Annotated in this window: 15 protein-coding genes; 2 read left to right on the top strand and 13 right to left on the bottom strand. The window is 74.6% G+C overall.

What is annotated here, in order from left to right; genetic code table 11:
- Positions 1–176: 176 nt before the first annotated feature.
- Positions 177–710 (top strand): GNAT family N-acetyltransferase, encoded by a 534-nt coding sequence (locus C4U44_RS35150; protein WP_235032592.1) that lies wholly within the window; start codon positions 177–179, stop codon positions 708–710.
- Positions 711–968: 258 nt separating this feature from the next.
- A complete protein-coding gene (locus C4U44_RS35145) occupies positions 969–2,372 on the top strand; it encodes a glucose-6-phosphate dehydrogenase (RefSeq protein WP_103890144.1) in 1,404 nt (467 codons plus the stop codon).
- Positions 2,373–2,408: 36 nt separating this feature from the next.
- On the opposite strand, the gene C4U44_RS35140 is transcribed toward C4U44_RS35145, so the two are convergent.
- The 13 genes from C4U44_RS35140 to C4U44_RS35080 form a co-directional block, all read right to left on the bottom strand.
- On the bottom strand, positions 2,409–4,166 hold the full coding sequence (locus C4U44_RS35140) for a glycoside hydrolase family 9 protein (protein WP_103890143.1): 1,758 nt from the start codon (positions 4,164–4,166) through the stop codon (positions 2,409–2,411).
- A 105-nt stretch (positions 4,167–4,271) separates the two neighbouring features.
- Complete coding sequence (locus C4U44_RS35135; protein ID WP_146088419.1) at positions 4,272–4,799, bottom strand: hypothetical protein; 528 nt, start codon at positions 4,797–4,799, stop codon at positions 4,272–4,274.
- A gap of 34 nt (positions 4,800–4,833) precedes the next feature.
- Positions 4,834–6,294, bottom strand: a complete 1,461-nt coding sequence (locus C4U44_RS35130; RefSeq protein ID WP_103890141.1) for an aldehyde dehydrogenase family protein — start codon at positions 6,292–6,294, stop codon at positions 4,834–4,836.
- Positions 6,295–6,401: 107 nt separating this feature from the next.
- Positions 6,402–7,340, bottom strand: coding sequence for a BadF/BadG/BcrA/BcrD ATPase family protein (locus C4U44_RS35125; protein ID WP_103890140.1), 939 nt, complete (start codon positions 7,338–7,340; stop codon positions 6,402–6,404).
- Positions 7,337–8,356, bottom strand: coding sequence for an SIS domain-containing protein (locus tag C4U44_RS35120; RefSeq protein ID WP_103890139.1), 1,020 nt, complete (start codon positions 8,354–8,356; stop codon positions 7,337–7,339). The genes C4U44_RS35125 and C4U44_RS35120 overlap by 4 nt, the downstream gene beginning before the upstream one ends.
- Positions 8,353–9,483, bottom strand: a complete 1,131-nt coding sequence (locus C4U44_RS35115) for a Gfo/Idh/MocA family protein (RefSeq protein WP_103890138.1) — start codon at positions 9,481–9,483, stop codon at positions 8,353–8,355. Before C4U44_RS35115 ends, C4U44_RS35120 begins: the two co-directional genes overlap by 4 nt.
- On the bottom strand, positions 9,480–10,232 hold the full coding sequence (locus tag C4U44_RS35110; protein ID WP_103890137.1) for a sugar phosphate isomerase/epimerase family protein: 753 nt from the start codon (positions 10,230–10,232) through the stop codon (positions 9,480–9,482). The genes C4U44_RS35115 and C4U44_RS35110 overlap by 4 nt, the downstream gene beginning before the upstream one ends.
- Complete coding sequence (locus C4U44_RS35105; protein ID WP_235032591.1) at positions 10,229–12,313, bottom strand: primary-amine oxidase; 2,085 nt, start codon at positions 12,311–12,313, stop codon at positions 10,229–10,231. The genes C4U44_RS35110 and C4U44_RS35105 overlap by 4 nt, the downstream gene beginning before the upstream one ends.
- A gap of 41 nt (positions 12,314–12,354) precedes the next feature.
- On the bottom strand, positions 12,355–13,143 hold the full coding sequence (locus tag C4U44_RS35100) for a GntR family transcriptional regulator (RefSeq protein WP_235032590.1): 789 nt from the start codon (positions 13,141–13,143) through the stop codon (positions 12,355–12,357).
- Positions 13,140–14,180 (bottom strand): Gfo/Idh/MocA family protein, encoded by a 1,041-nt coding sequence (locus C4U44_RS35095; RefSeq protein WP_103890135.1) that lies wholly within the window; start codon positions 14,178–14,180, stop codon positions 13,140–13,142. The genes C4U44_RS35100 and C4U44_RS35095 overlap by 4 nt, the downstream gene beginning before the upstream one ends.
- Positions 14,181–14,324: 144 nt before the next feature.
- Positions 14,325–15,296: an NAD-dependent epimerase/dehydratase family protein gene (locus C4U44_RS35090; RefSeq protein WP_103890134.1), complete on the bottom strand. Its 972-nt coding sequence runs from the start codon at positions 15,294–15,296 to the stop codon at positions 14,325–14,327.
- Positions 15,293–16,084 carry a sugar phosphate isomerase/epimerase family protein gene (locus tag C4U44_RS35085; protein ID WP_200823514.1) on the bottom strand — a complete coding sequence of 264 codons (792 nt, stop codon included), beginning with the start codon at positions 16,082–16,084 and terminating at the stop codon, positions 15,293–15,295. Before C4U44_RS35085 ends, C4U44_RS35090 begins: the two co-directional genes overlap by 4 nt.
- A gap of 43 nt (positions 16,085–16,127) precedes the next feature.
- Positions 16,128–16,802, bottom strand: a complete 675-nt coding sequence (locus tag C4U44_RS35080; protein ID WP_103890133.1) for a ThuA domain-containing protein — start codon at positions 16,800–16,802, stop codon at positions 16,128–16,130.
- Positions 16,803–16,880: the final 78 nt, after the last annotated feature.

The following is a 16,880-nucleotide window of genomic DNA, read 5'->3' as shown; positions in this document are numbered from 1 at the left end:
GGACCAGCCGCCGCACCGCATCCGCGCCAACGTGCACGGATCGGGTGAGCCGCCCACCGGCCACGGGCGTGCGAAGCGGGTGCGGGGGGCGGTTGTAGGGTGCCGGGCATGGCACGTTCCCTGCTGGACACGCCGCGTCCGAGGGGCGCCGAGCACGCCCGCCTCCGGGAGGCGGCGTGAAGCCCGGTCGCCTGGTCCCGCGGCCCCTCGGCACCGCCCGCCTCGACCTGCTGCCGCTGGTTCCCGCGCACGCCGCGGAGATGGCCGAGGTGCTCGGCGATCCGGCGCTGCACCGCTTCATCGGCGGCGAGCCGGCCACGCCCGAGGCCCTGCGGGAGCGCTACGAGCGGCTGGCGGCCGGTTCGCCGGACCCGGCCGTCTGCTGGCTGAACTGGATGCTGCGGCTCCGTGCGGAGGACCGCCTGGTGGGCACGGTCCAGGCGACCGTCGTCCCCGGTGGCGAGGACGGTCCCGTCGCCGAGATCGCCTGGGTCGTCGGCACGCCCTGGCAGGGCCGCGGGATCGCCCGGGAGGCCGCCGTCGGCCTGGTCGACTGGCTCGACGGCCGGCCCGTTCCGACGGTGATCGCGCACATCCACCCCGACCACGCCGCCTCCGCGGCCGTCGCCGCCGCCGCGGGCCTGGCGCCCACCGGGGAGTACTACGACGGCGAGGTGCGGTGGCGCAGAACGGTGGCGGCCGGCCGGTAGCCCTCCCGCGAGACGCCCCGTCCTCCCGCGAGAGCCCTCCACCCGCGCCGATCCGCCGGCGGCGGCACCCGCCCGCGTGGTGGACCCGTCCGCCAGGGCGCACCCTGGGGGACGGGCGCCGCGCGGTCCGGCCCGCGCGGGTCGGGACCCGCGCCCTTCCCGTACGGCAACAGCAACGGCAACGGCACCCGCCGGGAACACGCCCACCGCGGCGTACCGCCACACCGCAGGGCCCCGCAGCACCGGGAGGACCGCGACATGACGCCCACCGACCCGCGGAAGTCCGCGGACACCCTGATCGTGTTCGGCATCACCGGCGACCTCGCGCGCAAGATGACCCTGCGTGCCCTCTACCGCCTCGAACGGCGCGGCCTGCTGAACTGCCGCGTCATCGGCGTGGCCAGCACGGAGATGACCACCGCCGAGTTCACCGCACAGGCCCGCGAGCGGATCGCCGCCACCGGCCAGACCGTCGAGGACGACGTCTTCCAGCGCTTCGCCGACCGCGTCACCTACCTGCACGGCGACGTCACGGACCCCGCCCTGTACCTCCGGCTCGCCGCCGAGATCGGCCCGGACCACACCAGCGTCCACTACCTGGAGATGCCGCCCACGCTGTTCGGCCCCATCGTCGAGCAGCTCGGCGCCGCCAACCTGCTGCACGACGCCTGCGTGGCCGTCGAGAAGCCCTTCGGCCACGACCTGGCCTCCGCCCGCGCGCTCAACGCCCGGCTGCGCGCGCTGCTGAGCGAGGACCAGCTGCTGCGCGTCGACCACTTCCTCGGCAAGGAACCGGTCATCGAGATCGAGTACCTGCGCTTCGCCAACCCCGCGATGACCGGGCTGTGGAACCGCGGCAGCGTCAGCGCCGTGCAGATCACCATGGCCGAGGACTTCGGCGTCGAGGACCGCGGGAAGTTCTACGACCCGGTCGGAGCCCTGCGCGACGTCGTGCAGAACCACCTGCTGCAGGTGCTCGCCGCCGTCACGATGGACCCGCCCGCGGACGCCGGTGCCGACACCCTCCGGGACCGCAAGGCGGAGGTGCTCAAAGCGGTCCGCACCGCCGACCCGCGCCGCAGCGTGCGCGGCCAGTACACCGGCTACCGCGACACGCCCGGCGTCGCGGCCGACTCGGACACCGAGACGTTCATCGCGCTGCAGCTGGAGATCGACAACTGGAAGTGGTTCGACGTCCCGTTCTTCCTGCGGGCCGGCAAGAACCTCCCGGTGCGCGCCACCGAGGTGCGCCTCATCCTGCACCGCGCACCCCGCCTGGCGTTCCTGCCCACGCCCCACCAGGCCGAGCAGAACCAGATCGTGCTGCGCATCGACCCCGAGCCCGGCGCGCGCCTGCAACTCGTCGGGCTGGGCGAGGAGACCTGGCGCCCGCTGTACCTCGACTCCTCCTTCGCGCAGGAACTCGGCGAGCCCTTCGAACCGTACGAGCGCCTGCTGAACAGCGCGCTCACCGGGGACCACAGCCTGTTCACCCGCGAGGACAGCGTGGAGGAGGCGTGGCGCATCGTGCAGCCCCTCATCGACGAGCCCGCCGCGATCCAGCCCTACACGCCGGGCAGTTGGGGCCCCGACGGGGCCGGGTCCCTCGTCCACGGCCGCCCGCCCTGGCACGAGCCGTGGTTGCCCGGGGCCGAGCGCTGAAGCCGTGACCGGGCCCGGCACCGGCCCGGGCACCCGTCAGCGGGCGCCGGCCACCGCCAGCAGGAACCACCCGGTGTGCGGGATCCACTGCTCGGCCCACCGCCACGACTCGGCCTCGGGCGCGTCGCCGGCCAGGAAGGCGATGTCGTCCTCGTCGGCCCAGCCCGAGGTGATGCCGTTGACGATGCCGCCGGGCAGGTTGGGGAAGTCGGAGGCGTAGTCCACGTTGCCGCGGCCGCGGCCCTGAAGCATGCACGCGTCGAAGGGATTGCGGCCGGTGATCCACGCCAACTGGTCGTCGGCGAACTCCAGCAACCGCTCCCGGTCGGCCGCGGACACACCCGCCGAGCCTGCCGAGCCCGCCGCGCCCGCGTCGCCCGCCATGTCCGCGCACGCGCAGGCCGCCGCGGCCAGCGAGGCGATGGTGGCGTTCTCCCCCTGCCACCAGTAGCCGGTCTCGTTGGCGTGCGGGAAGAAGAACGCGTCGCGGTCGCTCCCGCCGGCCGGCCGGACCCGCTGCCGGGGGTAACCGAACGGGTTGGGCACCGCGGCGGTGCGGCGCAACGTGTCGAGCATCGCCTCGACCGCCAACTCCCGCGCCCCGCCCGCCTCGGGGGCGTCCGGGAGGACGGCGGCGAACCGGACCAGGGTGAGGACCGGCAGCCCGGCCTCCACCGCGTGGAAGAACGGCCGCCCCTCCGCGTCCGCGGTGAACCAGCCGGGCCCGCCGCCGTCCGGCCGGACGTAGCGGCCGATCAGCTGCCGCGCACGGCGCCGTGCCGCCTCGACCACCGGGGCGGCCGGCTCCGCGCCCGCGGCCACCAGTTCGGCCGCGGCCAGCAGCGCCGCGTAGTCGTCGATCACCGACTCGGTACCGTCGTCGAGGTACTCCAGGTTGTGCGCCTCCAGGTGGGCGAAGCCCGCCAGCGCCGCCTCCAGGTACTGCCGGCCGGTGAAGTCCCCGCGGTCGTCGAGGGTGGAGGCGCGGGCCAGGGCGGCGACGGCGAGGCCGCCGCCCTGCCGGTACGCCGCCTGGTAGCGGTCGGTGCGGACGCACTCGGCCAGGGGCGCCGTCACGAACCGCTCGTCGAGCCGCTTGGTCAGCGCGTCGAAGATGCCGGTGTAGAAGTAGCCCTCGGGAGCGCGGAACCGCATCAGGAAGTCCGCGCCCCACAGGGCCTCGTCGCGCAGTTTCGCGCCGAGCGAGCGCAGCAGCGCCGGGTGGTGCGCGGCGATCGCGTCGCGGGCGGCGGCCAGCGCCCAGGCGCACAGCGGGATCTGCTGCGGGCTCATGGTGCGGGTGTAGGTGAGGTGGCTGAGGAACTTGCTGGGGTCGCCGCTCGCGTCGAGCCAGCCGCCGCGTGCGTCGACCTCGCGCTCGCCGTCGTCACCCCACAGGCGCGCGTGCCGGTCCTTGCGGTCGATCTCGCCGCTGGACCGCATCGCCCGGAAGTACGCCAGCACGTCCGACATCGTCTGCCGCTGCGTGCGGTCGGCGGCGATCCCGAACGGCTCCGACACGGCCTCGCGCCCGCTGCCGTCCACCACCCGCACCGTGTAGGTCCCCGGCAGCAGCTCCCGGGGGAGCCCGATCCGCGCGAAGGGGCCCGCCCGCCAGCCCGGGACCGGCCCGACCGGGCCCGGCGCGAGCGCGATCGGGCCGCCGGGGCCGAGGAGTTCGGCGCCGCGCGGCGGCAGGCCGTCCGGGAGGACGGCGACCACCGCCTTGGACGCGGCGAGGCCGTGTCCGAGGTGGGCGGTCAGGATCGTCGGAGAGTCGTTCGTCGCGCGCACCCGGGGGTACCGCCCCTTCCGTCGTACCGGTGGCCCGGGGGACCGGCCCCCGGTCGCCGCCCGGGGTTCCGGGCGGCGCTGGCTGTCAAAGTACGTCCCGCGCCGTCAGGCGAGCATCGCCGCCATCGCGACGACCATCGCCGCGCTGCCCAGCTCCCGCAGGACCGCGCGGCCGCCGGTCGACGCGCGCGGGCCGGGGGAGAGCGGCCGGCCGGTGCCGGCGGGCCCCACCAGTGCGGTGAGGCGCACGCCGGCCCTGGCCAGCGCCCAGCACGCCACGAGGAACAGGAAGAACCTCGTGTCGTACGCGCCCGCGGCGGCGTCCATCCGCATCCCGGGCGGGTGAGCCCCGGCGGGCCCGTGCCGGCCCGCCCGCGCGGCCGCCGCGGTCATCAGTGCCATCGTGGCGAGGTCCACCACCGCCGGGGCCCGCGCGCCGGGGCACGCGGCGGCGAGCGCGGTCCACACGCAGGCACCGGCGACGGCGCAGGCCCCCGCCACCAGTGCCGTGCCGCCCGCCCCGCTGGCCATCAGCGCCATGACCGCCAGGGCCACCGCGGGCGGGCCGCAGTGGCGGACCGGCCCGGCGAGCCGCTCCGCCAGGCACGCCGCCGCCCCCAGGAGCCCTGCCACGGCGGCGAGTTGGTGCATCGCGTGGCCGGTTCGGCTAGTACGGGTAGTGCACCGGGTCGCCGGTGACGGTCCGCCAGCGCCGCTCGGTGAACTCCTCGAGGTTGGAGTCGCCGCCGGCCCGGCCGCCCAGACCGGACTGGCCGATCCCGCCGAACGGGGCAAGCGGCTCGTCCTGCGGTGTCGCGTCGTTGACGTGGACCATGCCGCAGTTCAGGCGGCGGGCGACCTCGGTGGCGCGGTGCACGTCGGAGCCGACGACGGAGGAGACCAGCCCGTAACCCGTGTCGTTGGCGAGCGCGACGGCCTGCTCGGTGCCGTCCACGACCGCGACGGGCGCGATGGGCGCGAAGATCTCCTCGGTCCACAGCGCGGCGGCCGGGTCGACGTCCACGACGACGGTGGGGCGGAAGAACCTGCCCTCGTTCGTCCCGCCGGTCAGGATCCGGGCCCCTCCCGCGACCGCGTCGTCCAGCAGCCGCCGGGCGCGCGCCAGTTGCACGTCGTTGATGATCGGGCCCAGGCCGGTGCCGTCCCGCAGCGGGTCGCCCACGGTCACGGCCGCCGCGCGGGCGGTGAGGTTGTCCAGGTACGCGTCGGCGACCGCGCGGTCGACGATGTGCCGGCCGGCGCTGATGCAGGTCTGGCCCTGGTAGTGGAAGCTCGACCACGCGCCGATCATGGCGGCCTGGTCGACGTCCGCGTCGTCCAGGACCAGCAGGGCGTTGTTGCCGCCGAGTTCGAGGGACGTCTTCTTCAGCAGCGACCCCGCGGTTCCGGCGATCTCGCGCCCGACGGTCGTCGAGCCGGTGAAGTGGACCATCGCCACGTCCGGGTGCTCGACCAGCCGGCGGCCGACCGCCTCGCCGCCGGGGAGCACCTGGAAGACGCCGGCCGGCACGCCGGCCTGCTCGAAGAGCTCGCACAGCGCCAGACCGCCGGACAGCGGCGTCTCCGGCGAGGGCTTGAGCAGGAGGGCGTTGCCGAGCGCGAGGGCGGGCGCGATCACCCGCATCCCCAGCACCAGCGGGAAGTTCCACGGCGTGATCGCCGCGACCAGGCCGACCGGGACGCGCTCGGCCACCGAGAAGCGGCCCGGGTGGCCGGTGCGCAGCACCTCGCCGACCGGTCGCGAGGCGAGCGCCGCCGCCTCGAACAGCTCGCCGGCCGCCGAGGCGATCTCGTAGTCGGCCTTGCCCGCGATGCTGCCGGTCTCCCGCATGATCAACTCGCGGAGCCCATCGGCGGCTTCGAGGGCCGCCGCGGCCCGGCGCAGGACCGCGGCACGCTCGCTGTAGGGAAGCGCGGCCCACGCCTGCTGGGCGGCGACCGAGGAGGCCACGGCCGCGTCGACGTCCTCGGGCCCGGCGTCGCCGGCGACCCCCAGCAGCTCGCCGGAGGACTTGTCGTGGACCGGGAGGGAACCTCCCGCCGCGGGCGGCCGGAACCGGCCGTCGACGTAGAGGGACCCCGTCCAGGGGTGGTGGTGCTCTGCCATGCTCGACTCCATTCGGGAGGGCTCCCGGTCAAGGGGAGAAGCGCGTGCGGGCCGCTCCGGGGCGGGCCCGCCGGGTCGTCGTCACACGTCGTGCCGCGGTACGGGCCTCAGGGTGCTGTGTCCGCTGTGTCCGCCGTGTCCGCCGTGTCCGCGCCGGTCGCGCGGTGCCGGACCCCGGCCAGGGCCACCGCGCCCGCCACCGGCGGTACCTCCAGCAGGCGCAGCGTCAGATCGGGGTGCGCCTCGCCCAGCCGGGCCCGCAGCCGGTCGGCCAGCAGGGGCTGGCCGAGGACGACGCCGCCCGCGGCCACGACGGTGCCGCCGACCGCGCCGCGCGCCCGCAGGCTCGTCACCAGGGCGGTCAGCCGCAGCGCGGCGTCGTCCACCACGGCGTGCGCGGACGCGGAACCCGTGGCGGCGGCCCGGAAGACCGCCGGCGCGGCCGGACCCCATGTCTCGGGCGTAGGGGAGTCGTTGACCGCGCGGGCGAGCCCCGGGGCGTCGGACACCCCGTAGTGGGCGAGCAGTTCGGACAGCAGGCCGTCGTCCGCGCGCCCCGCGTCGTGGCCGGCCAGCGCCGCCTTCGCCGCCTCGCGGACGAGCGCCGGGGCACTGCCCTCGTCGCCGAGCACCCAGCCCCAGCCGCCGGCGAACAGCACGCCGCCGTCCGCGTCGGCGCCGACCGCGATCGAGCCGGTACCGGCGATGACACCGATCCCGACGTCCAGGCCCGCGGCCGGGACCAGCAGCGCGCCGTCGTTGACGACCGTGGCGGGCACCGCCAGCGCCTCGATCGCCGCGGCCAGGCGGGCGCAGTGCTCCTGGGTGTCGCAGCCCTGCGCGCCGACTCCGAGGGCGGCGATCTCGTCGCCCGCGGGCAGCGCGGCCCCGACCCGGTCCAGCAGCCAGCGCGCGGCGCGCTCGACCGGAGCGGCGTCCCAGCCGGTGGAGGGGACCTCGACGTCGGCGCGGACCGCGCCGTCCGGTGCCGCCACCCGGATCGCGAGCTTGGTGCCGCCGATGTCGGCGCCGACGAGGACCCTCATACCGCGGGCCCCTCGGTCACCTTGATGTCGGCGTTGTGGAACACGAACTCCTCGATCTGCACCTCGCGGACCTCCGCGACCGCCTCCACCAGGATCTGCGCGACCAGGATCTCCATGACGGCGCGCTGCGCGGCGGGCAGCCGCGGCACCCGGACCGGGTGCAACCGGGGCCGCTCCGCGACCGGTTCGGCGGTGACGAGCACCACCGGGTGCCCGGCGGCCGCCAGGGTGTCGGCCACCGTGTGCTCGCGCTCGTCGCCGAAGACGACGTGCACCCCGCCGCCGGCCGACTCCATGGCGCCGTGCAGGTACTGGCGGGTGCTCATCCCGGTCGAGGGGATCCGGACCACCTCGCGGAAGAGCAGGGCGGAGGCTTCGGCCGACCCCACCGCGGGCCCGGTGCCGACGAAGTCCGCGGAGGTGGCCGTCGCGAACAGCGGGGCCAGCGCCCGCACCTGCTCGCGCAGGTCCTTCTCCGTCGCGGCGAACAGCGCGCCGAGCCGGGCCCAGCCCTCGTCGGGAGCGCCGCCGTCCCACGCGTCGGCGAGCATGCCGAGCGCGGCGACGGTGGCGGTGTAGCCGATGGTGGAGGCGTAGCTGTCGGGGATGCTGCCGATGTCCAGCACGCCGGTGGCGACGTCCGCGATCGGCGACGGGGTCATGTTGACCACGGCGTACCGCAGCGACGGGTCGACGGACCGGAGCACCGCCAGCGTCTCCGCGCTGCGCCCGCTCTGGGACACCGCGAACACCGGGTGGCTGCTGGCGGGGTAGGGCAGCGGGTGGTCGCCCGCGCCCAGCCGCCAGGAGTGCACGCCGCGGCTGCGCAGCGACCACACCGGGGCGCACGCGGCGGCCAGGCTGGCGCCGATGCCGACGAACACCGGCCCGGGACCGGCCAGCAGGCCGGCCGCGCCGAGCGAGGCCACCGCCGGTGCCAGCCGGGATATCGCGGCCTCCAGCTCCTCCGCCTGGGTCTCGCGGGCCGCGCGGTAGGTGAGGTAACCCTCGCTCATGTCTGCTCCGTTCCGTCGTAGGTCCGTGCGGTCGGGTCCCACTGCGGTGGGATCGGGGGCACCTCGGGCGCGCTGCTCGCCACCCGGACCGGCGTGCCGAGCTCGGCGGACTCCTCGACCGCGAGCATGACGTCCAGCACGTGGTAGGCCAGTTCGCCGCTGGCGCGCGGCCGTTGTCCGGCCCGCAGGGCGCGGGCGAGTTCGAGGACCCCGACCCCCCGCCCGCTCGGGACGCCGACGGCCGGCACGGTGGTCCAGGGCGTGTCGCGCGCGGTCCCGGTCAGCAGCCGGGTGTCGCCGTCGAACCCGCTGACCGGCACCTCCATCACGCCCTCGGAGCCGGTGATCTCGAACAGCTGGCGGCGCAGCGGGGAGTCGAAGCTGTACACCGAGGTGCCGACCGTCCCGGAGGCGAACGTCGTCACCACGCTGAGGTGGGTGGGCACCTCCACCGGGAACGCGGTGCCGGCGTCCGGCCCCTCCATGACGACGCGTTCGGCGCGCGGGATCTGCCCGCTCGCGCTGACCGAGACGATCGGGCCCAGCAACTGCACCAGCGCGGTCAGGTAGTAGGGGCCGATGTCGAAGAGCGGCCCGGCGCCCTTGGCGAAGAGGAACTGCGGCCGCGGGTGCCACAGGTCCGGCCCCGGCCCCTGCATGAGGGTGAGGACCGTCCGCGGCACGCCGATCGCGCCCTCGGCCAGCAGCCGGTGGGAGGTCTGCACGCCGGGACCGAGCACCGTGTCCGGGGCGTTGCCGACCACGACGCCGGCGGCGTCCGCCGCGTCCAGCACCGCGCGGGCGCTCACCCGGTCCAGCGCCAGCGGCTTCTCGCCCCACACGTGCTTGCCGGCCGCGATGGCGGCGAGTGCGACCTCGGCGTGCGCGGCGGGGACGGTGAGGTTCACCACCAGGTCGACGTCGTCGCGCCGCAGCACCTCCTCGGTGCTGCCCCAGGCCGGGACGCCGTACGCCTCGGCCTGCGCGCGGGCCCGGTCCGGCACCAGGTCGGCGACGGCGGCGACGGCGAGGTCGGGATAGCCGGTGAAAGCCTTCAGGTACTGGTCGGAGATGTCGCCGGCGCCGACGACCGCGACCCGGACCGGCCCGCTCTTGAGCTCGCTCATCGGCCCGCTCCGGCCAGGAAGTACGCGGCGTTGCGTTCGACCAGCGGCCACACGTCGCTGTGGTGCGCGACGACCTCGACGACCGGCAGCTCCAGGCTCGGCGCGGCCAGCGCCAGCACCTCGTCCATCCGCCCGGCGGTGTCCACACCCCGGACCGGCCGGTCGTTGCCCGGCTCCCGCTCGTGGACGACGTGCAGGTGCCGCACCCGGTCGCCCAGGCGGGGCAGCAGCTCGAAGACGTCGGCGCCGCCGACCCCCGCCCAGTAGACGTCGACCTCCAAGGCGACCGCGGGATCGAGGAGTTCGGCGAGCAGGTCGTAGGCGGGGACGCCGTCGACGAGCTGCGCGAACTCGAAGTCGTGGTTGTGGTAGCCGATCCGGATGCCGCGTGCGGCGGCGGCCGCGGCGGCGTCGTTGAGGGTCGCGGCGAGGCGTTCCACCCCGGCCCGGTCGGCGATGCTGCCCGGGTCGACGTACGGCGTGATCACGCACCCGATGCCGAGGGCCTGCGCGGCGTCCAGCACGTCGGCCACGTCGTGCCGCAGCACGGAGGCGTGGGCGGTGGCGGCCAGCAACCCCGCGTCGCGCAGGGCGGCGCCGAGCCCGTCGGTGTCGCTGAGGATGTCGTACGGTTCCGCGTGGGAGAAGCCGAGGCCCGCCAGCCGTGCGAGCGTGCGGTCGAGGTCCGCGGGTCCGATGTCGTCACGCACGCTGTAGAGCTGGATCCCCAGCGGTGGTGCGGTCGTCATGCGCCGGCCTTTCCCTGGTCGTGGTGGTGTCCGTGGTGCTGCGGGTCGTGCGGGTCGGCCTGGTCGTGCCCGGGGTGGTGCCCGCCGGGGTGGCAGTGGTCCGCGTCCGACGCGGGGATGTCGAGGGTCGGGTTGCGGTCGAAGAAGCCGTACGGCTTCAGCGCGAAACCGGCCGAGTCGACCGGCATCACCGGCCAGTCCTCGGGCCGCGGGAAGTGCGTGAGCCCGAAGGTGTGCCACAGCACGATGTCGGTGTCGTCGACAGAGCGGTCGGCGGCGGTCCACGCGGGCAGCCCGGCGCCGCCCTTGTGCATGTTGACCAGGTCGCCGGCCGGGTAGTTCTCGTCCGGCGCGTACGGGGTCACCCACAGGTGCCGGGTGGCGTAGGTGGCCCGGCGGTGGATGTCGGAGCCGGGGTCGGCCAGCAGGACCGGCCGGCCCTCGGGGTGGAGCTGGTAGGCCACGGGGTTGCCGAGCCGGTTGGCGACCGAGGGGTTGCTGACCAGCCAGGACCGGTTGCGGGAGTTGTCGGCCAGCCGCTGGGCGCCGGACTCGGTGCGCAGCCGGGTGACGGACTGGGTGAAGCCGTTGCCGGCCGGGTTGTCCGGCCCGCGCGGCACCGCCCGGGACTCCACCTCGTCCACCGCGTTGACGGTGCCGTCGACCGCCATGTCGAGCCGGGCGCTGAAGAGGTGCTGGTGGTACGGGGCGCCGAGCCCCGGGGCGAGTTCGGAGGCGAAGGCGTAGCCGGGCCCGGGGTAGGCGGAGGTGAAGACGACGCCGGTCGCCTTGACCTCCAGCTCGATGCTCCCGTCGAGCGAGAAGTACCAGTAGAAGCCGTAGTCGTAGTTGCCGACGGTGACGAAGAAGGAGATCACCAGCCGCCGGTTGCGGCGCGACTGCGAGACCCCGTTCCAGTTGTCGGAGTGCTTCCACAGGATGCCGGTGTCCTCCTCGTGGATGCAGATGGCCTGCGGGACGACCCGGACGCCGCCCTCGGCGTCGGCGAGCACCGCGTCGAGGTAGGTGATGTCGCCGACGCAGTCGCAGCCCAGCTCCAGGGAGTTGGCGAAGCCGCCGAGCAGGTACTCGCCGCAGTCGAAGAAGTTCTGAAACCAGCGCTGCGGTCCGGGGTCGCCGTAGGGGACCACCATCTCGGCCAGGGAGGCGCGGTAGACCACCGGGCGCCGCCGTCCGGCGTCGTCGATGGCGATATTGCGCAGCACCAGCCCCTCGCGCTGGTCGAAGCCGATCTGCAGGGACCAGCCGAGCCAGTTGAGGACGCCGTCCTCGTCGACGGTGAAGCTCGGGCCCTCGGGCTGGGTGATCTCGATCGGCTTCAGTCCGGCCCGGTCCGGCCGGCCGACCCAGCGCGGGTCGTGGAAGTTGCCGTCCTCCTCGGGCACCGCGAACTGCGCGTGGTCGGTGACCTCCAGGACCTCCCGGGTGACCACGTCGACCACGACGGTGACCCCGTCGACCGGGTGCGCCCAGCCGAGGTCGTCCGGCGTCTTCTGCAGGAAGGTGAAGCAGCGCTGGAGGCGGCGGCCGTCCTCGCCCTCGCCGGGCACCCCGGCCGACAGCGGGTTGACGCGCAGCCGGTCGATGTCGGTCAGGCCGCGCCGGCGCATCGCCGCGAGCCAGCGCTCGTCACGGTGCACGATCTCCTCGACCAGGGCGAACTCGGCGAGCACCACCGGGACATGGCCGTCGGTGGCGGGATCCAGCACGCGGGCGGAGACGATCCGGTCCTCGCCGGGGCAGGCGACGGCGTCGTGCGACACCCCGGTGCGCAGGTCGACCAGCAGGGCGCGGAAACGGCGCGGCGCGACCGCGCCGGCCAGCAGTTCCCGCTTGTCCTGCTCGGCCAGGCCGAAGTAGGAGACGTGGGTGTCGGGGCCGAGCAGGCCCTCCCGCCGCAGGAGGGCCGTGCACGCCGTGATCTCGTCGGGGCGTGGCGAGGCGAGGGCGCGGGCCAGGGCCGGCGCGCCGTAGGCGGCGGCGTCGGCGGGGCCGGTGGCGCTCCGGTGCGCGCCGCCGTGCGCGTCGCCGTGGGCGGGAGGTTGCGTTGCTGTGGTCACGGGGGCTCCGCTTCTGCGAAGGGGGTTCGGGGGACGCCGGGTCACAGCCCTGCGTTCCGCATGAAGGAGGTGCGCAGGCGGTAGCGGTCGCCGGCGTAGCGGATGGACGAGGACAGCAGGGGGCGCTGCGCGCGGTCGCGGACGATCTGCCGCATGTCGAGGACCGGGGTGCCCGCCGCGATGGCGAGGTGGCCGGCGAGCGCCGCGTCGGCGGGGCGCGCCTCGATGGTCGTGTCGGCCTGCGCGAGCTCGAAGCCCAGGCCGGCGATCGTGTCGTAGAGGGAGCGGACGGTGAAGTCGACCTCGTCGAAGCCGATGGCGACGTCGGCGGGCACCAGCGAGTGGTCGACCGCGATCGGCACCCCGTCGAGCATGCGGACCCGCTCCAGGCGGTACAGCGGGGTGCCCGGGGCGATCTGGAACGCCTCCGCCTCGTCGAAGCTGGCCGGGCCGGTCTCGCGGAGCAGCACCCGGGAGGTGGCCACCAGACCCATCCGGTGGGCGGTCTCGGAGAACGACTCCAGGGTGTTGGGCCACTCCTTGCGCTCCGCGGCGGCGACGTACCAGCCGCGGCCCTGCGCCGCGCGCAGCACCCCCTCCTCGACCAGGGCGGTGAGCGCCTTGCGCAGCGTGACCCGTGAGATGCCCAGCATCTGGCACAGCTCGCGCTCGGGGGGCAGCCGGGAGCCGGGCTTGACCTCGCCGACGGCGATCCGGCCCTCCAGCGCGGACTTCGCCTGCCGCCACAGCGGTTCGGGGTACGCGCCGGTCAGCGCGGGCGGCGACGCTGCCCGGTCCGGCCGTCGCGCACTCATGTGATCGGTGCTCATGCCGCCGCCTGGACCTTCTCCCACGTGCCGGAGCGCATCGAGGCGTAGCAGGCGTCCAGTACGCGGTTGACGACCACGCCGTCCTCGAAGGTCTCGCGGGGCGTGGCGCCGCGGGCGAAGCAGTCGACGAAGTGCCGCATCTGCTGGCTGAACCCGTAGGCGCGGGCCTCTTCGGGCACCGGGTACACCCAGCCCGTGTCGGCGTCGGCCTTCTCCACCAGGTAGCCGGCCGGGCGCTCGATGAAGCCCCACACCGGTGTCGAGGAGGTGTCGGTGACCAGGCGGCCGGCGCTGCCGACGAGTTCGTGCCGCAGCTGCATGCCGCCCTTCTCGATCCAGGACGACTCGACGGTGGCGAGCTGGCCGCCGGCGAACTTCAGCAGCGCGATGGCGCTGTCCTCGCCCGTGGTCCGGTCGGCGTGCGCGAGCGTCGCGCCCCACGCGAAGACCTCAGTGATCGGGTTGTCCTTGCCGAAGAAGTGCCGGGCGGACTCCACGGTGTGGCAGCCCATGTCGAGCAGCGCGCCGCCGCCGGCGGTCTCGGCGTCCCAGAAGTGCGGGGCGTGCGGCCCGGAGTGGGCCTCGCGTGCCCGCATGGTGAGCAGGTCGCCGATGGCGCCGGCGGCGACCATGTCGTGCGCCTTGGCGATGTTCGGCGAGAAGACCGAACTCTCCGCGTAGCCGTGCCAGATGCCGGCCTCCCGGACGACGTCCAGGATCTGCGCGGCCTCGGCGCCGCTGCGGGCCAGCGGCTTGGTGCACACCACGCCCTTGCCGGCCGCGGCGACCACCCGGACCGCCTCCAGATGCGCCTCGTTGGGGACCGCGACGACCACCAGGTCGACGGCCGGGTCGGCGCACAGCGCCGCCATGTCGTCGTAACTGCGTGCGTCCGGGGCCCACTTGGCGGCGAGCGCGGTGGCGCGCGCGAGGTCGCGCGAGCAGGTGGCGACCAGCGTCGCGTTCCGTACGTCCTGGAGCGCGTCCGCGTATGTGTCGCCGATGAATCCCGAACCTATGAGACCGACGCCGATCACACGTTCCTCTTCCCTCGTCCTGCGGTGGCCGGCCGCGGGCGCTGCCCGCTCCGGACTCTCACGTTAGCCAGTTGGTCTACTCATGGTATTTGATGGTCCACTAAATATAGACCACTAAATACCACTCATGATCCGCGTCTCCCATCAGCCCTCCAGCAGCGCGTCGAAGGCCCGGGACAGCTCCTGGTCCACCGACCGCAGTTCCGGGTGGGCGTCGTAGTGCGCCAGCACCTCCCGGGCGCCCTGCGCGAAGGACACCCGCGGCGCGAAGTCCGGTACCAGCGACCGCAGTTTGGAGGTGTCGAAGAGCATCGAGTGCCGGAAGTCGTGCTCCAGCACCTCGCCCCAGCCGGGCACCTGCACGGCGATCGACTCGCTGGAGCGGTGCCGCAGCAGCGGGGCGCGCACCCCGGCCGCACCGGCCAGGGTCAGGTGGATCTGGTCCCAGGTGAGGATGTCGCCGCTGACCACGTTGACGCTCTCGCCGACCGCGTGGTCCAGGCCGAGCAGCCCCCCGAAGGCCCGCGCGAAGTCCTCGGCGTGGGTCAGGGACCACAGCGACGTGCCGTCGCCGTGCACCACCACCGGCCGGCCGGCCCGCATCCGCTCGATCGCGGTCCACCCGGCGAGCACCGGGATCACCGTGCGGTCGTAGGTGTGGAAGGGGCGCACGATCGTCAGCGGGAAGGCGGAGGTGCGGTAGGCGTCCTCCAGCAGCAGCTCGCAGGCGATCTTGTCCCGCGCGTAGCCGAAGACCGGCTGGCGGCGCGGGCTGGACTCGGTGATCGGCAGGTGCGGCACCGGCCGGCCGAAGACCGAGCAGGTACTGATGAAGACGTACTGCCCGGTCCGGCCGGTGAACAGCCGCGGGTGCTCGCGCACGTCGTCGGGCGTGAAGCCGACCCAGTTGACGACCGCGTCGAACTCCTCGTCGCCCAGCACCGCGCCGAGCGCCGCGGCGTCGCGGACGTCCGCCCGCAACTGCCGCACGCCCTCGGCGACCGCACGCGCGGGCTCGGAGCGGGTCACGATCGTCACGTCGGCACCCGCGGCGGCGGCCTGCGCCGCCGCCGCGGAGCCGATCATCCCGGCACCGCCGAGGAACAGCACCCTCATGCCCGCTCCTCGGTCGGCGCCGGGACGAACGCGCCGCGGGACAGCCCGCGGCCGACCAGGTGGTCGTAGGAGCGCCGCAGCGCCTCGAACGTGTCGACGTGCAGCCGCTCCAGCTCGACGATGTGCCACCGCAGGCCGGACGGGGCGCTCAGGGTGCGGGCCCAGTCGATCCCGCCCTCCCCGATCGGCACCATCACGTCGTCCTCGTAGCTGACCGCCGGACCGTCCTTGACGTGCACGAAGCGCGCGCGCTCGCCGAGACCGGCCAGTACGTCGGCCGGGTCGGCGCCGCCCATCACCGTCCAGTACGCGTCGAGTTCGACCAGCACCCGCTCGTCCAGCAGCTCCAGCAGCAGGTCGTACGCCCGCTTGCCGGCGAACTCCTGCGAGAACTCGGCGAAGTGGTTGTGGTAGGCGATCCGCATGCCGCGGCCCGCCGCGCGCTCGGCCGCCTCGTTCACCCGCTCGACGCCGCGCCGGATCGCGTCCGGCGAGTCGAACTCCTCGCGCTCCATGCTCCACACCAGCACCTCGGCGCCCAACTCCTCATTGGCGTCGAGCAGTTCCTCCGCCCGCGAGCCGGCAGGGAAGGGCGTGTGCGCGCTGGTCAGGGTGAGCCCGGCAGCGGCGATGGCGTCCCTGACCCGGGCCGGCCCGAAGTGCTCCACCAGGCCGTAGGTCTCGATGCCCAGGTAGCCCATGCCGGCCAGCCGGGCCAGGGTGCCCTCCAGATCGGCCCGTGCCTGGTCGAGCACGGTGTACATCATGACGCCGATACCGGCTGCCATGTCTCCTCCTCCGGCCGGCCCCGGAAGGCCGGCGCTCGTCGTCTCAGTCACGGCCGGACGCCCACAGCAGCGCCTGGCGGACCAGCGCGCGCACGGGCGGCTCGCCCCAGGAGCGCATGTCGTGGCCGAGCGCCAGGTAGACCACCCGGCCCGCCCCGACCTCGCGGGCGTACAGCACCGGGATGACCACGCCGTCCGCGCGGTGCCGCTGCGCCAGCACCGTGACGTCCTCGTCCGCGAGCTCGAACTCGTAGTACTCGTCGAAGAGGTCGAAGTCCTCCACCCCCCGGGTGACCGGGTGGTCGGCGACGATCTCGATCGTGTGCCGGCCCTCGTGGTGGCCGGGGCCGTGCGAGAGGTAGCGGTTGCCGAGCAGCTCGAACAGCGGGCGGTCGGCCGGGTCCGGACCGTCGCCCTGCCAGCCCATGATGTTCGCGCCGTGCACCCCGACCAGCCCCTTGCCGGCCCGTACCGCGTCGGCCAGCGCCTGCTGCTGGGCCGTCGCGAAGTGCCCGCCGGCGGTGTAGAAGAGGTACACGTCCGACTCGGCGGTCTCGGGCCGCGGATCGACGAAGCGGCTGGTGCCCATGGCCTTGCGGGTGGCGAACCCGGCCTCGACACCGAGCTGCTGGAACACTCCGGCGGCGCTCAGCAGGTCGTGGTGGATGTCGTCGCCGTTCACGACGACCATGGCTCTCGGCGTCGGGAGGTGGGACATGGCTCTCCTCGCGGGGGGTACGGCAGGGGACTGGTCCGGGGCCGCCGGCTGCGCGGCGGCACCCGGCCTCAGGAAGGC

This window comes from Actinacidiphila yanglinensis (assembly GCF_900107965.1).
GTDB lineage: Bacteria > Actinomycetota > Actinomycetes > Streptomycetales > Streptomycetaceae > Actinacidiphila > Actinacidiphila yanglinensis.
This window is presented reverse-complemented; position numbering and strand designations above follow the sequence as displayed.

Coding starts and splice junctions, on each gene's coding strand:
- C4U44_RS35080 (WP_103890133.1), bottom strand. CDS start 16,802: ATGTCCCACCTCCCGACGCCGAGAGCCATGGTCGTCGTGAACGGCGAC.
- C4U44_RS35120 (WP_103890139.1), bottom strand. CDS start 8,356: ATGAGCGAGGGTTACCTCACCTACCGCGCGGCCCGCGAGACCCAGGCG.
- C4U44_RS35145 (WP_103890144.1), top strand. CDS start 969: ATGACGCCCACCGACCCGCGGAAGTCCGCGGACACCCTGATCGTGTTC.
- C4U44_RS35100 (WP_235032590.1), bottom strand. CDS start 13,143: ATGAGCACCGATCACATGAGTGCGCGACGGCCGGACCGGGCAGCGTCG.
- C4U44_RS35125 (WP_103890140.1), bottom strand. CDS start 7,340: ATGAGGGTCCTCGTCGGCGCCGACATCGGCGGCACCAAGCTCGCGATC.
- C4U44_RS35085 (WP_200823514.1), bottom strand. CDS start 16,084: ATGGCAGCCGGTATCGGCGTCATGATGTACACCGTGCTCGACCAGGCA.
- C4U44_RS35110 (WP_103890137.1), bottom strand. CDS start 10,232: ATGACGACCGCACCACCGCTGGGGATCCAGCTCTACAGCGTGCGTGAC.
- C4U44_RS35090 (WP_103890134.1), bottom strand. CDS start 15,296: ATGAGGGTGCTGTTCCTCGGCGGTGCCGGGATGATCGGCTCCGCGGCG.
- C4U44_RS35130 (WP_103890141.1), bottom strand. CDS start 6,294: ATGGCAGAGCACCACCACCCCTGGACGGGGTCCCTCTACGTCGACGGC.
- C4U44_RS35115 (WP_103890138.1), bottom strand. CDS start 9,483: ATGAGCGAGCTCAAGAGCGGGCCGGTCCGGGTCGCGGTCGTCGGCGCC.